Consider the following 13,647-nt stretch of genomic DNA (forward strand, 5'->3'; position numbering starts at 1 on the left):
TCTGACATTCGGAGAATGACTTGGAATTTTTAAGCGAATACGGTTTATTTCTACTCAAAACAGCCACTATTGCTGTCGTTATCATCATAATTATCAGTTTGTTGATCAGTGCAGGTCAAAGACAGCGCTCATCCAGCAAAGGTGACATCAAGGTCGTAAACCTTGGTGAAGCCATTAAAGATAATAGTCAATCCATTAAGAATGAAATTCTCACCAATGCTGAGTACAAGCAGCTGGTAAAAGAAGAAAAAGAACGTGAGAAGCAGCAGGAGAAAGAGGCTAAGCAAAAGCTAAAACAGGCTAAAAAATCAACAGGTAAGCAACTCTCTGATTCCAGCGTTAGTGTTGAACCCACTGCCGCTGGAGAAGACGCTAACCAGTCTGAAGACACAGCTGAAGGCGAAAGCCAGGTTGAAAGCCCTCAAAGGATGTATGTTATTGATTTTGATGGTGATATACATGCTACAGGTGTCGACTCATTGCGCGAAGAGGTAACCGCTATATTGGCTACTGCAAACAAAGGCGATGAGGTTATGGTTCGTCTGGAAAGCCCAGGTGGATTAGTGCATAGCTATGGCTTGGCGGCATCTCAATTAAAACGTATTCGTGATGCAGGCCTTAAACTGACTATTTCTGTGGATCAGGTTGCTGCCAGTGGTGGCTACATGATGGCTTGTGTTGCGGATGAGTTAGTCGCAGCCCCATTCGCAGTAGTTGGCTCAATTGGTGTTGTTGCGGAAATTCCAAACTTTAATCGCTTATTGCAAAAAGCCAATATTGACTATGAGCAACATACTGCCGGTCAATACAAACGCACCCTGACCATGTTCGGTCAGAACACGACTGTTGCGCGCGAGAAGTTTAAGCAGGAGCTTGAGGACACGCATCAGCTCTTCAAAACCTTTATCCATGAGAATCGACCTAATCTTGACTTGGATAAGGTCGCTACCGGTGAACACTGGTATGGTCGCCAGGCGCTAGAGCTGGGTCTGGTAGATAAGATTTTGACTAGCGATGACGTTATTCTGGATGCTCTAAACTCTAAGGATGTGTATTCGATTAAGTACGAAATTCGTAAGCCATTGACTGAACGCTTGTCAGTGAACCTCTATCAGGCAATGGACAAGTTTGTGTTGCGTTGGATTCAGCGCTCTTCACAGACCAATATCTTTAAGTAAATTTTAAAATCTTATGGATTTTGAATTCTGGGATAACTGCTGGAATCGAGAGTCTCAGCCTTTTCATTTGGCTGAGGCGCACACCTTTCTTGTGAAATATGTTCAAGAGCTGTTTTCAACTGAACATAAAGTCTTTGTACCCTTATCCGGCAAATCACTGGATTTGCTTTTTCTTGCAGAGAAAGGGTTCTATCCGGTAGGAGTTGAGTTTAATCCTAAGGCCGTTCATAAATTTATTGATGAAAATAAATTACAATTTGAGTCGAAAGAGCTGGTAGCAGAAAGTGGTAACCAACTTATTTGCTACCAGAATGACTCAATGGCTGTTTGGCTGGCGGATTTCTTTGATATCACAAGTGAGCATGTCGGTAAGTTCAAACAGGTCTATGACCGTGCAGCTTTTATAGCACTGCCTGAGTCGATGCGTAAAGATTACGCCAGGCACTTGAAGTCACTTCTTGATGAAAACGCAACCATACTTCTAGTTACCATGGATTATGTACCTGATGAAATGTCAGGCCCTCCGTTCCACATCACTTTAGACGAAATCAAGCAGCAGTTTCCTGAAGGACAGGTTGAGGAATTGTGCCGTTGCAGTCTGCTTGATACTCATCCACGCTGGAAAGAACTTGAGTTAAGTCGTTTAGATGAAGTCCTCTACAAAATTACGTTTTAATTATGAATAAACAAACTACTCCTTATGGTCTTTGGCAATCGCCAATTTCTCCAGAAATGCTGGCCAGTAAATCAACTCGCTATGGTCAGATGCAGTTAATTGAAGATACCATTTACTGGCTGGAATCACGTCCGCACGAACAAGGCCGTGGCGTCATAGTACGCTCTCAAAATGGTAAGAGAGAGGATGTAACGCCAAAAGGTTTTAATGTGCGTACGCGCGTCCACGAATATGCTGGTGGTGATTTTTGGGGTAGAGGTGAGTATTTACTATTTGCAGATGACTCTAATCAACAGCTGTGCCTGCAAAACCTGAGCACCAACAGCGTTGAGTTTATTACCCCTGAGCCGCCTGTAAAACGTAGCTTGCGATACTGTGATGGCGAAGTAGCGCCTAACATGACTTATACCGTTTGTGTGCATGAGAGGCATGAGGCGGATGACGTTATCAATGAGCTGATAGTGGTTTCGCTTTCTGCGCCATTTACCAAGCAGGTTATAGTGCAGGGCGCTGATTTTTATTCCAATCCACGAATCAGTCCCGATGGCAAACAGTTATGCTGGATCAGCTGGAATCACCCAAACATGCCGTGGGATGAAACTGAGCTGTGGCTGGCCGATATTTCTGCATCTGGCGAGATTACTAATCTGCGCAAAGTAGCTGGAGGTGACAATGTTTCCGTTTATCATCCTTTCTGGTCAGTAGACAACCAGCTGTACTACGTCGCTGATCCAGATGGCTGGTGGCATATCTACCGTTTAGGTTCTGAGCAGCCGGTGCATGACAAACTGGATATTGAGTTTGGCCTACCACAGTGGGTTTTTGGTTGTCGAACTGTCCAATGGCTGGATGATAAGAATCTGGTTGCCATCGGCACCAGGCAGGGGCAACAGGCGCTTTATCACATCAGTCTTGAAACAGGCGCTGTCGAACTATTTAGCAACAACTGGACAGCCTTTAATGGGCAGATGGTAACTGGTGAGAATGAGCTGTATTTTATGGCAGCCAATCCGAAGACTGGCGAAGCAGTTTATCAGGTTAATCTGCAAAACAAACAAACTCGTCAGTTAACGGAAAGTGATAAAGATCAGCTGGAAGATTATATTTCTATACCCCAGCATATTGAATTTCCAACCTCAGGCAATCAAAAAGCCTATGGCTACTTTTACCCGCCCAAGAACCCAGAGTTTGAAGGGCCAATAGATGAAAAACCGCCATTAATTGTCCTGAGCCACGGTGGGCCAACGGGCATGACGGATAATGGCTTAAATCTGACCATCCAGTATTGGACCAGTCGTGGCTTTGCGGTTGCGGATGTGAATTATCGCGGTAGTACGGGTTATGGTCGTGCCTATCGTGATAGCCTGAAAGGTCAATGGGGCATCCTCGATGTTGACGACTGCATTGCCATGGGGCAATACCTTGCGCAAGAAGGCTTGGTGGATGGTACCAGAATGGCCATCAGAGGCGGCTCTGCTGGCGGCTACACAACTTTATGTGCGCTAACCTTCCATGATGTCTTTAAAGCTGGTATGAGCCGTTACGGCGTTGCTGAGTTGGTTTCTTTGTCTCAAGATAGCCATAAGTTTGAAATACGCTATTTGGACTCTGTCGTAGGACCTTATCCTGAGCGTGCAGATTTGTATCATGAGCGCTCACCGGTGAACCATACAGAATTGCTTTCATGTCCGATTTTGATATTGCAAGGGTTGGAGGATAAGGTGGTTCCGCCCAATCAAGCTGAAGCTATGGTTGAGGCACTTAAGGAAAAGGGGCTACCTTATGAATACATCACTTTCGAAGGGGAAGGGCATGGCTTCCGGAAACCGGAAACTATTATTAAAGCATTTACCGCTGAGCTGGAGTTTTATCAGAAGCATTTACTCTAGCATTAATTATAGAGCCTCGCACGTTTCGACTGAGTTACGTGTGGGACTCTGGTCAATCTCCAAATCCTCAAACATAGTAAAATAACCTTCCTTTGGGTCCAGTAGTAAATCCACGCTTAACTCAAACTTGGTCGGAGAATTATCAGAGTAGACTGTTCTAATAGTCAGTTCAAAAGTTCCTTCGCGGTCCTTGTTTTGTAATATCGGATGTTGCTGCATGGCCCTAAATTTTTCGACGCCTTCGGCATCTAGCTGATACCAGCCAATATGTTCAAAACTGTTGTCCCTGAACCAGTGCTCAACGGTTCGTATATCTTCTTTAGTTAGTATCAATGACAGACAGTCATCGATGTATGCCTCGGAACCTTTATAGCTGTAACTTAACTGGTTAGCCGCCAGGACATTAACTTTAGTGTTGCTTCGGATTTTTACTCGAATGTCTTCTGGATTGAGTTTGATGAAGTCTTCTTCATCAAAACCCGACATCTTCATCATGGTTGATACAGGTATGTTTGAGCAGGCCTGCAGGAGAAACAAAGCGATTAAAATAGTGCCAATAGCCTTAATCATTTTGTGCTTCTGTAAGATTAAGTTCATGCTGATCGAATAACGTAAAGTATCCGTCTTCAGGATCCAAAAGTAGATCGATGCTCATCATAAATCGTTCGGGAGCATTTCCAGTTAATTTAAATGTTACAGAAAATTTGAAGTCGCCTTCCTTTTTTCTCATTGCTAACAAGGGATCTTTTTGTAGCTCCTTAAATAGTTTTGTTCCTTCATCATCCAGCTTATACCAACTGCTATGTTGATAGCTATCATCAGCGAACCAATGCTCAATAGCTTCTACATCTTCTTTAATTAACTCCATCGAGAAACTTTGATCAATTGCACCTTCAGGCCCTCTATATTGATAACGTAAGACGTTGTTCGTGAGCACATTTTCCTGGGTGTTATTTCGTACCTTAACGCGAATATCTTCAGCCTTAAGGTTAACAAAGTCTGTTTCATCAAAACTGGACATCTTAAGCATGGTGGATAATGGTATGCTGGAACAGCCTTGCAAAAGAATGAGTAAAGCTAAAGTTTGGATTATGGTGGTAAATGATTTCTTCATTATTATTCCTTGTGATGATGCTAGTAATATATCCTGATAAAAAAAGAGGTGGCCTGAGCCACCTCTGAATTATAAATATTGTTGATGAATTATCAATGAGCCGTCAATTAATCATCAAACTCGCTGTGAACTTTAGGATGATTATAAACATCCTTATCCAGTTCATTCTCACTTTTGGCTACAATCACACTGACTGCAGCATCACCAGTAATATTAACTGCGGTACGGGTCATATCCAGCAATCGGTCAATACCTAAAATCATGCCAATCGCTTCGACTGGTAAGTTAACTTGTGTAAGCACACCTGAAAGCATAATAAGGCCTACACTAGGCACGCCCGCAGTGCCGATTGAAGCAAGCGTTGCTGTTAGAACTACCGTCAATAACTGCGCCATACTTAAATCAACACTATAAGCTTGAGCAATAAACAGTGTTGCAACACCTTGCATGATGGCAGTGCCATCCATGTTAATAGTTGCACCTAGTGGTAGGGTAAATGAATAGGTATTGCGGTGAACACCCAAGTTTTTTTCAACGCAACGCATGGTTACTGGCAAAGTGGCGTTACTACTGGAAGTACCAAATGCTGTAAGCATGGCTGGCCACATCCCTTTGAAGAAATTAATAGGGTTAAGGCGTGCCAGGAAAGTAATTAAAGCACCGTAAGTTATTAAAGCATGAAGAATTAATCCACCTACCACTAGAGCAAAGTATGCACCAAGAGAGCCTGCAATTTTATCGAATGGAAATTCAGCAAAAGTTTTAGCAATCAGGAAGAAGACACCATAAGGCGCAAATCGCATAATGATGTTGACCAGCTCCATGACCACTTTGTTGACGTCATTAAACCAGTTACCAATTCGTTTCCCTTTTTCACCAGCCATGGTGATGGCAAGGCCAACCAAGATTGCAAATACAATGATTTGTAACATCTTTTCGCTAACCATTGCTGTAAATGGATTGGTGGGAATAATATCAATCAATACTTGAGTTAACGGTGGCTTATCGCTCGCATCAAAATTTGCGTCACCAATATCCATACCTACACCGGGCTTGAATACCGAAGCAAGTGACAAAGCACCGATTAATGCAATTGATGTTGTTAGTAGGTAAAGACCTATCGACTTTAAGCTTAATTTTCCCAGTTTAGATGGATCTGCAAGAGAGCTGACACCGCATACCAGGGACACCAGCACTAGCGGAACCATTAGCATTTTCAATGCATTGATGAACCAGCTTCCGCCAACTTCAAAAATGCCATTAACGAAATAGGTATAGGCCCAGCTATCATCTTGAATCGCTGAACAAGCCTCTTTTGAAATACCCTTTGCGCATTGATAGTCGCCAAATTGCAGGAAAAGTACGCCAACCAACGCACCTGCGACCATATAGATCAGAATTTTTAAACTGAGATTCATATTATTAGCCCCATTTTGGAATAGTGGAACTCTAAGCGATTGGCAGCAAAACTGCAAATATGCAATCTTTTCAAATTGAGGGTTGACGGTTATTGATTACAGGTGTAATCTTTGCTTTAGATTACATTTGTAATCATAACTAACAGAAACTGATATGAGTCAAAGTATGTCAATCAGAGTGAGTGAAGCAGAAAAGAATGTAATGGATATTCTGTGGCAGGAATCTCCATTAACCAGCACTGAGGTCGTGGAACGTCTCCAAACTCAGGACTGGAGTGAAAAGACGGTAAAAACCTTTCTTAATCGTTTGGTGAAGAAAGGGGTTGTGACTTTTCAGAAAGATGGTCGTCGCTATTTGTACTCTCCCGCCATAGAGCGCGATGAGTTCCTGGCCGACGAGAGCGAAAGTTTTCTGGATAAAGTCTTTAAAGGAAATATCAAAGAGTTGCTTGCCACCTTTGTGGACAATAAGCAGTTGTCGAAGGATGAGCTAGATTATTTAAAAGGCTTGTTGGCCGACAAGGAGAGCAAGGATGTTGAGTGATCTAAAAATGAACGGCTGGCTGGATGCTTTCTGGCATTTTAACCTTGATTTAAGTGTTATAGTCCTGACCGTACTTATTGTTCGTTTTTTTATCAGAAAAACCACCAAAAGTTATAACTCTTACCTACTTTGGCTAGCCATACCTCTTGGCTTTGTGGTTGCCAAAATTATTGCATCCATTGATTTTAGTAGTGCTAACTCTGATTACATCGGTCAGGCGGTATCTGTCATGATAGCCAAGCCTGTAGAGACACTGCAGAACTACCAGTGGCTTGGAGCGCTCTGGTTAACAGGTACAACCCTGTTACTGTTGAGACTGATTATTCAGCATGTTGAACTCAGAAAAGACTTAAAAAAAATTGAAAGACCAATCAATGAATTGCCTGGTTTTAATTTAATCAGAAAGAGTCGATATCAGGTTATTGCCGTTGACTATAAAGAAATGTCACCGGCGGTGTATGGCTTTATCAAACCTACCATTTATTTCCCAATTCACGTAGCAAAACAGCTATCAGTTCAGCAAATACAGCTCATTATCGAGCACGAAGAACAGCATATAAAACAGAAGCATTTATGGTTAAACCTTTTATGGGATGTCTTAGTCTGCATTGGTTGGTTTAATCCGCTCATTTATATTGCTCGAAAGAATTTTAGACATGACCAGGAGTTATTCTGTGATTATTTGGTGCTTAATAAAGGTAACCACAATCGCACGAAAGATTATGGTCATGCGCTTTTATCAACAGTTTCTGCCACTCACTCTGTAAGTCTACTTTGCTCATGGAAGGTTTTTAACCAACTTGAGGAAAGAATCATGAATATCACAGAACCACTAAATAAAACTGGCAAGATAGTTATGACATTGGGTGCCGCCTTTGTCCTTAGCTGTTGCGCCGTTTATGCAGCCAATAAGGAGCCGAAAGAAGAACGTGTTATTACCACTGAAAACATAGTCATTGATGATGAAGGAAACAAGAAAGTTGTTCTTGAGTTCAGTGAAGGCGACGGAATTACCTATCTACAGGAAAATGACAACTACTATATTGTAGAAGATGGCAACAAACGTCCGATGACGGATAAGGAACGCAAAGAGTTTGAGCAAAAGCATGAAGAGGCTCAAAAGCGTATATACATGACGGAGCAAGAGTTAATGCTTGTCGAGGAAGAACTGGAGAATGCTCATAGAGTATTGGTGTTGCATGAAGATGATCTTCAGGAAGTTGAGATTGAAATAGAAAATGCGCACAAAGCGCTCGCAGAAGCCCAGCGTGAAATTGAGATAGATTATCAAAATGGAAACATCTCCAAAGAGGAAATGGAACAAGCTAGAGAAGCCATCCTGAAAGCCAAAGAAGAAATGTCTAGCGGCAAGATGAAACAGCGAATCCGTGTCGATATGGAGCGAGCTAGAGCCGATTTGGAAAAGGCGCGTGCTGATGTTGAGAAGCAAAGATATTTAAGGGAAGTTGACATTCGCAAAATAAGATCTGGCGATGCTTCCGGAACCAAATCTGTGGAGGCTACCATTAATGAGAATGGAGTTATTTATAAAAAAGTAAATGGTGCCTATACCATCGAGGAAAATAGTCAAACACGTTCGATGACCAATGGTGAAATCGTTGAGTTTGAAAAGCGTCTTCAAAATATTCCAGAACCTCCAATGATGCGAGATCCTTCATCACCTTCAGCACCACCAACACCTGAGAGTCCAGCAGAAGCCCAAAACATCATTTACGAAAAGAGCGAAATTAGGGTAACGGATCCAGTGAATGTTAATGAGAAAGCTATCCCAACATTTACTAAGCCACCAGAGTATCCAAAATACGCTGCAGAAAATGGAATTGCTGGCCATGTAATGTTTAAGTTTGATGTGGATACGGATGGCAAACCATATAATATTCGTGCTACTGAATCAGAGCCTGAGGGCGTGTTTGATGAGGTCGCTATGAATGCCATTGAGCAATGGAAGTTTGAGAAGAATAAGCAAGCTAAAGATATTAGCTATATGCTTGAGTTCCAGCTTGAATAAGCCAGGGTAACTAAAGCCACATTAAAGCCCGCAGTTGCGGGCTTTATACAAATGGAAGTGAAGTAATATGAGTTTTAAAGTTATATTTGTACTATTTATTGGAATGCTTCTTACTCTGACATCTTGCTCAAACTACATAAGTGTTTACGAATACAAAACCGAGCATAGAACAATAGATAGCTTAAACTTCAGTAAAGATTACTTGGATAGCATAAATCAACAAGAAGAAGCTGAGAGAGTTTTATATTGTAATCCATCATCCTTATTCCATTGTTTAGTTGCATCAGGCAATGGCATCAACTTCTCTGTACCTAAAATATATAACGAGCAAGATCGATGGTTATTCTATGGTGGTACATATGCTTATGCCAAGATTGATAACCGTTTTGTTCAAAGGTTTCCAGAAAGTTTTATTGATGATAAGTATCGCTACATATTAGAGCTTGATTCTGAGTTTGATACTGTAGAGCGTATTTATGCAATTGATAGTAAGAGATTTGAGCTACTGGCAGTAGTATTTGTTTATCAAAATACTAGATATCACTTTTATGGGTTATCTGCTGAGAAGGGACTGACTTACGCAGTGGGGCAAAACACAAATTTCGTAGAGTTAAATCAAGAACCAGTAATGTTAGAACGATAAAAAAGCCCGCATGTGCGGGCTTTTTTTACGGTTAATTAAACCTGTTGGAAAGGATAAACCGAACCCAGATTTAAGATTTTAGTTAATTCATCAAGTGCCATGCGCGACTCATTGAGAAGACTTGGGTCGGCTAGATCATCTTCAGTCAGTGTATCTCTGTAATGTTTTTCAACCCAGGCATTTAGAGTAGCAAACAGGTCATCGTTCATGATGACATTTTGGTTCATGGCACTGACTTCTGTTTCATTGAGGACAATGCGCTGGCGTAAGCAAGCTGGACCACCGCCATTCTGCATGGATTGTTTTACATCAAAGATTTTCACTTCTTTAATCGGCGTGTCCTGTTCAACCAGCCAGTCCAGATATTCTTTTACAGCAGGTACTGACTCACACTCTCCCGGTGCAATAATTGCCATATTGCCATCAGGAAGCGTTACCAGCTGACTGTTAAACAGGTATGACTTAACTGCATCTTCTACTGATACATCATTGGCGCCCACTTCAACCACATGGAATTCTTCGCCATCAAACGCTCGCTCAAGATCTGTGTAAACCTGCATTTGATTAAGGAAGGCTTTTTGGTGCGCGAATAACACATTGCCATTGCCTACAGAAATTACGTCATTATGGAACACGCCTTTATCAATGACGTTTGGACTCTGTTGCGCGAAAACCACATTATCGCTGTCCAGCATATGCAGGCGAGCAACAGCTTGCGATGCTTCAAAAGTCTGGCGAGCCGGGAATTTATGTGGCGCTGGTTTACTGGCATCAAAAGCGTACTTGCCGTAAACGAAGAAATGTAAGCCTTTCTTGCCGTAGCCTTTTTCGCTGTTCACATCGACGAAACGAGTATGGTTAGCCGCGCCCTCATCCCCGAAATGATCGCCCATTGGTAGAGCAGGGTGGTGAACAAAGTGATTCTCATCTTTGAACATGGCCTGCAATATGCGGCCAGTGGTTTCATGTTCGATGGAGCGGTGGAATTTATTGGCAAGATTGGCAGGCGTAAAATGAACCTTCTCATCGGCGGTATCGCTTGATGGCGCCATGGTACAGGCATTGGCTGTCCACATGCTGGACGCTGAACTACAGGCAGCCAGTACTTTAGGCGCTTGCTTGGCAGCTTTGATAATGACCTGAGCATCAGTACCGGTAAAGCCCAAACGACGCAATGTGGCGACATCAGGGCGCTCCATTGGCGCGATTACGCCTTGTTTTAGACCAAGGTCATGCAGAGCTTTCATTTTTTGCAAACCCTGTTTGGCAGCTTCCTTAGGGCGAGCCACCAAGTTGGCGTTTGAAGTTGAGGCTACGTTGCCTAACGACAGGCCGGCATAGTTGTGAGTTGGACCAACCAACCCATCAAAATTAAACTCATAAGCCATGTTTTTATTCGAGCTCATTATAGCGTTACTCCTGGCGTAAGGGCTTCTGGCAAGACACACTCTGGATTTTCAATTGAAGCAACCGGGTAGGCGCAGTAATCTGCTGCATAGTAGGCGCTTGGGCGATGGTTACCAGAGTTACCAACCCCACCGAAAGGCGCGGCACTGGAGGCGCCTGTTAATTGGTTGTTCCAGTTGACGATACCGGCACGGATACGACGATAGAAGGTTTCATATTGAGCTTTGTCGTCACTGAATAAACCGGCTGAAAGACCAAAGCGCGTGTTATTCGCTTCTGCGATGGCACTTTCGAAATCGTCATAACGGTAAACTTGTAGGATTGGACCAAAGAACTCTTCGTCATCATGAGTAACGCCAGTTACATCCAGCAGTGCAGGGCTGACGAAACCAGTGCCTTCTTTAATATGCTCCATTTTGACTAAAGCTTTAGCACCTTTGTCCAATAGATTCTGTTGTGCGCGAACCAAGTCTTTGGCCGCTTTTTCAGAAACTACAGGGCCCATGAAGGGTTTGTTTTCATCGTTGTAATGACTGACGCGAATATTTTTTACCGCATCGGTTAACATCTCGATAAATTGATCACCTTGAGCAGTTTTCGGCACAAACAGGCGACGAGCACAGGTGCAGCGTTGTCCTGCAGAAATGTAAGCCGATTGAATCGTATGATAAACCGCCGCTTTCAGATCCTTAACGTCACCCAGAATCAGCGGGTTGTTACCACCCATCTCAAGGGCAAGAACTTTACCCGGCTGGCCACCAACTTGCTTATGTAAAAGTTTGCCGACTGTTTCACTACCGGTGAATAGCAGACCGTCAACCTGAGGATGGCTGGCTAGCGCGATACCTGTATTGACCTCGCCTTGAACCAGATTAAGAACGCCATCAGGTAACCCTGCTTTTTGCCATAATTTAACCGTTAATTCGGCAACGGCTGGTGTTAATTCGCTTGGCTTGAATACAATCGTGTTTCCTGCAATCAAGGCTGGAACAATATGACCATTGGGTAAATGGCCTGGGAAGTTGTAAGGACCAAATACGGCCAGAACGCCATGAGGTTTATGGCGGGTCGCTGCGATACCTGCGCCCATCTCGGCTTCTTTGACTCCGGTGCGCTCATGGTAGGCGCGAATCGAAATATCAATTTTACCGGCCATCGCACCAGCTTCGGTCAATGTTTCCCAGTAGGGTTTGCCTGTTTCTTTGGCAATGAGTTCAGCTAGCTCTTCTTTACTATCTTTTAACTGCTGCTCAAAGTTCTTAATGATGGCAATACGCTCTTCCAGTGATTTTTGACTCCAGTCCCAGCCAGCTTTTTGTGCTGACTCGATGGCTTGAGCAACCTGCTCTTCTGTCGCGGCGTTACCTTGCCAGATAACTTCGCCATTGGCAGGGTTGATGGAGCTAAAATTATCGCCTTCGCCTGCGAGCCATTGATTGTTAATCATTAAGTTTTTATGAGCATCTTGAGTCATATTAGAAAACACCTGTTGTAAATTCGTTTAACGTTTGTTGCGCAGACTGGCTGCACGAACCGTATCGCCTTCTTTGACCTGAAGTCTATCCAGTACATCTGTACTGACGATGAGCTCGTCAGTATCAATTCGCGTTTCAAACACTGTAGTTCTGAATTCCTGCAGGCGGCGATTACTGATCATGATTGATTCAGTATCACCTTCTGGCTTACCTAGACGAATAGGTAGCAATCGACTGGCGCGATAGGTTTTGATTTGATCTTTAGGAACTTCGATTGTAGGGCCTGCGTCAAAGATATCGACGTAATTCTGATAACGGAAGCCTTCGCGCTTAAGCATAGCCAGCGCAGGGCGAGTATCAGGATGAACCTGGCCAATAGCCTGCCTGGCATCATCTGATAGCATATCGACATAAATCGGGTGCTGTGGCATAAGCTCAGCAATAAACTGATTACTGCCTAAGCCGCTGATAGCATCAGCCTTAGCAAAATCCATGCTGAAAAAACGACGACCCAGCGACTCCCAGAATGGTGAGCGGCCTTGTTCGTCGCTGAATCCGCGCATCTCTGCAATAACTTTATCGGCAAATCGCTGCGGGAAGTCGGCCATGAACAAGAAGCGTGACTTGGCTAAGAGACGCCCATTGATGCCACCACGATAGTCCGGTGACAGGTACAGAGTCGCGATTTCAGTGGTACCCGTGTAATCATTACACAGCACTAAAATCTTGTGCTTGTTGTAGATACCGAGGTCGTGGCTGGTATTCACTACCGTACTCAGTTTGTAAGTATAGAATGCTTCGTCCATACCTACTGCGGCAACTAAAGCACAAGTACCAACGACCTTGCCAGTTACGTCATCTTCCAACACAAAAAAGTAATACTCAGGTCCAGGCTCAACAATGTCACGGCTGAAAGCATCGACCGAGTTTTTAATCTTATCTTCGATGCGTACGGGGTCATTGGGCAGCGTTGTCAGGCCGGTCCCGGCGCTGGCAGCTAATGCCAAAATATCTTGTAAATCAGTATGTTGGGCTGGTCTGATAACCATGATTGAAAGTCCTGAATTCCTTAAAATGTAGCTTCAACTGACGACACTCGTGTCTAAGCGGTTGATGATAATAGGAAATCTAACCACAGAAAGGAAGTGCCAGTTTGTAATATAAGAGACTTGTACGACCTCTCAGCCCTTTAAAATTAAGCCAATCGTCGGTACAGGGGTGGAATTTTAGCAGAAAAAAGGACATGATACCGACCTATTTCAATGAACGGAAAA

12 protein-coding genes are annotated in these 13,647 nt (G+C 43.4%); 6 read left to right on the top strand and 6 right to left on the bottom strand.

Annotated elements, in window-relative coordinates:
• Positions 1 to 20: 20 nt before the first annotated feature.
• Genes sohB through CW740_RS03545 form a run of 3 tightly spaced genes read left to right on the top strand, consistent with a single transcriptional unit; the run spans position 21 to position 3,743 of the window.
• Positions 21 to 1,178, top strand: coding sequence for a protease SohB (gene sohB / locus CW740_RS03535; protein ID WP_106646238.1), 1,158 nt, complete (start codon positions 21 to 23; stop codon positions 1,176 to 1,178).
• Between the two features lie 13 nt (positions 1,179 to 1,191).
• Positions 1,192 to 1,854 carry a thiopurine S-methyltransferase gene (tmpT, locus tag CW740_RS03540; RefSeq protein ID WP_106646239.1) on the top strand — a complete coding sequence of 221 codons (663 nt, stop codon included), beginning with the start codon at positions 1,192 to 1,194 and terminating at the stop codon, positions 1,852 to 1,854.
• A 2-nt stretch (positions 1,855 to 1,856) separates the two neighbouring features.
• Positions 1,857 to 3,743 carry a S9 family peptidase gene (locus CW740_RS03545; RefSeq protein ID WP_106646240.1) on the top strand — a complete coding sequence of 629 codons (1,887 nt, stop codon included), beginning with the start codon at positions 1,857 to 1,859 and terminating at the stop codon, positions 3,741 to 3,743.
• A gap of 6 nt (positions 3,744 to 3,749) precedes the next feature.
• Here the strand turns inward: CW740_RS03545 and CW740_RS03550 are convergent, their stop codons facing one another.
• The 3 genes from CW740_RS03550 to CW740_RS03560 form a co-directional block, all read right to left on the bottom strand.
• Positions 3,750 to 4,313: a hypothetical protein gene (locus tag CW740_RS03550; RefSeq protein WP_106646241.1), complete on the bottom strand. Its 564-nt coding sequence runs from the start codon at positions 4,311 to 4,313 to the stop codon at positions 3,750 to 3,752.
• Positions 4,306 to 4,857, bottom strand: a complete 552-nt coding sequence (locus CW740_RS03555; protein ID WP_106646242.1) for a hypothetical protein — start codon at positions 4,855 to 4,857, stop codon at positions 4,306 to 4,308. The genes CW740_RS03550 and CW740_RS03555 overlap by 8 nt, the downstream gene beginning before the upstream one ends.
• Positions 4,858 to 4,964: 107 nt before the next feature.
• Positions 4,965 to 6,275: a dicarboxylate/amino acid:cation symporter gene (locus tag CW740_RS03560; protein WP_106646243.1), complete on the bottom strand. Its 1,311-nt coding sequence runs from the start codon at positions 6,273 to 6,275 to the stop codon at positions 4,965 to 4,967.
• A 154-nt stretch (positions 6,276 to 6,429) separates the two neighbouring features.
• Between CW740_RS03560 and CW740_RS03565 the strand changes: the two genes are divergently transcribed.
• From CW740_RS03565 to CW740_RS03575, 3 genes are all read left to right on the top strand, one after another.
• Positions 6,430 to 6,819, top strand: a complete 390-nt coding sequence (locus CW740_RS03565; RefSeq protein ID WP_106646244.1) for a BlaI/MecI/CopY family transcriptional regulator — start codon at positions 6,430 to 6,432, stop codon at positions 6,817 to 6,819.
• On the top strand, positions 6,809 to 8,848 hold the full coding sequence (locus CW740_RS03570; RefSeq protein WP_106646245.1) for a TonB family protein: 2,040 nt from the start codon (positions 6,809 to 6,811) through the stop codon (positions 8,846 to 8,848). The genes CW740_RS03565 and CW740_RS03570 overlap by 11 nt, the downstream gene beginning before the upstream one ends.
• Before the next feature lie 67 nt (positions 8,849 to 8,915).
• Positions 8,916 to 9,491: a hypothetical protein gene (locus CW740_RS03575; RefSeq protein WP_106646246.1), complete on the top strand. Its 576-nt coding sequence runs from the start codon at positions 8,916 to 8,918 to the stop codon at positions 9,489 to 9,491.
• Positions 9,492 to 9,526: 35 nt separating this feature from the next.
• Here CW740_RS03575 and astB read toward each other — a convergent pair whose 3' ends face one another.
• Genes astB through astA form a run of 3 tightly spaced genes read right to left on the bottom strand, consistent with a single transcriptional unit; the run spans position 9,527 to position 13,422 of the window.
• Positions 9,527 to 10,897, bottom strand: a complete 1,371-nt coding sequence (gene astB / locus CW740_RS03580) for an N-succinylarginine dihydrolase (protein ID WP_106646247.1) — start codon at positions 10,895 to 10,897, stop codon at positions 9,527 to 9,529.
• On the bottom strand, positions 10,897 to 12,372 hold the full coding sequence (gene astD, locus CW740_RS03585) for a succinylglutamate-semialdehyde dehydrogenase (RefSeq protein ID WP_106646248.1): 1,476 nt from the start codon (positions 12,370 to 12,372) through the stop codon (positions 10,897 to 10,899). Before astD ends, astB begins: the two co-directional genes overlap by 1 nt.
• A gap of 27 nt (positions 12,373 to 12,399) precedes the next feature.
• Entirely contained in the window at positions 12,400 to 13,422 is a 1,023-nt protein-coding gene (gene astA, locus CW740_RS03590; RefSeq protein WP_106646249.1) for an arginine N-succinyltransferase, read from the bottom strand.
• Positions 13,423 to 13,647: the final 225 nt, after the last annotated feature.

Source organism: Kangiella profundi (genome assembly GCF_002838765.1).
Lineage (GTDB): Bacteria > Pseudomonadota > Gammaproteobacteria > Enterobacterales > Kangiellaceae > Kangiella > Kangiella profundi.

What these genes read in the sequence shown, in the direction of transcription:
- CW740_RS03550 (WP_106646241.1), bottom strand. Translation starts at nt 4,313, where the DNA reads ATGATTAAGGCTATTGGCACTATTTTAATCGCTTTGTTTCTCCTGCAG.
- CW740_RS03575 (WP_106646246.1), top strand. Translation starts at nt 8,916, where the DNA reads ATGAGTTTTAAAGTTATATTTGTACTATTTATTGGAATGCTTCTTACT.
- astA (WP_106646249.1), bottom strand. Translation starts at nt 13,422, where the DNA reads ATGGTTATCAGACCAGCCCAACATACTGATTTACAAGATATTTTGGCA.
- CW740_RS03555 (WP_106646242.1), bottom strand. Translation starts at nt 4,857, where the DNA reads ATGAAGAAATCATTTACCACCATAATCCAAACTTTAGCTTTACTCATT.
- astB (WP_106646247.1), bottom strand. Translation starts at nt 10,897, where the DNA reads ATGAGCTCGAATAAAAACATGGCTTATGAGTTTAATTTTGATGGGTTG.
- CW740_RS03565 (WP_106646244.1), top strand. Translation starts at nt 6,430, where the DNA reads ATGAGTCAAAGTATGTCAATCAGAGTGAGTGAAGCAGAAAAGAATGTA.
- astD (WP_106646248.1), bottom strand. Translation starts at nt 12,372, where the DNA reads ATGACTCAAGATGCTCATAAAAACTTAATGATTAACAATCAATGGCTC.
- CW740_RS03570 (WP_106646245.1), top strand. Translation starts at nt 6,809, where the DNA reads ATGTTGAGTGATCTAAAAATGAACGGCTGGCTGGATGCTTTCTGGCAT.
- CW740_RS03560 (WP_106646243.1), bottom strand. Translation starts at nt 6,275, where the DNA reads ATGAATCTCAGTTTAAAAATTCTGATCTATATGGTCGCAGGTGCGTTG.
- tmpT (WP_106646239.1), top strand. Translation starts at nt 1,192, where the DNA reads ATGGATTTTGAATTCTGGGATAACTGCTGGAATCGAGAGTCTCAGCCT.
- CW740_RS03545 (WP_106646240.1), top strand. Translation starts at nt 1,857, where the DNA reads ATGAATAAACAAACTACTCCTTATGGTCTTTGGCAATCGCCAATTTCT.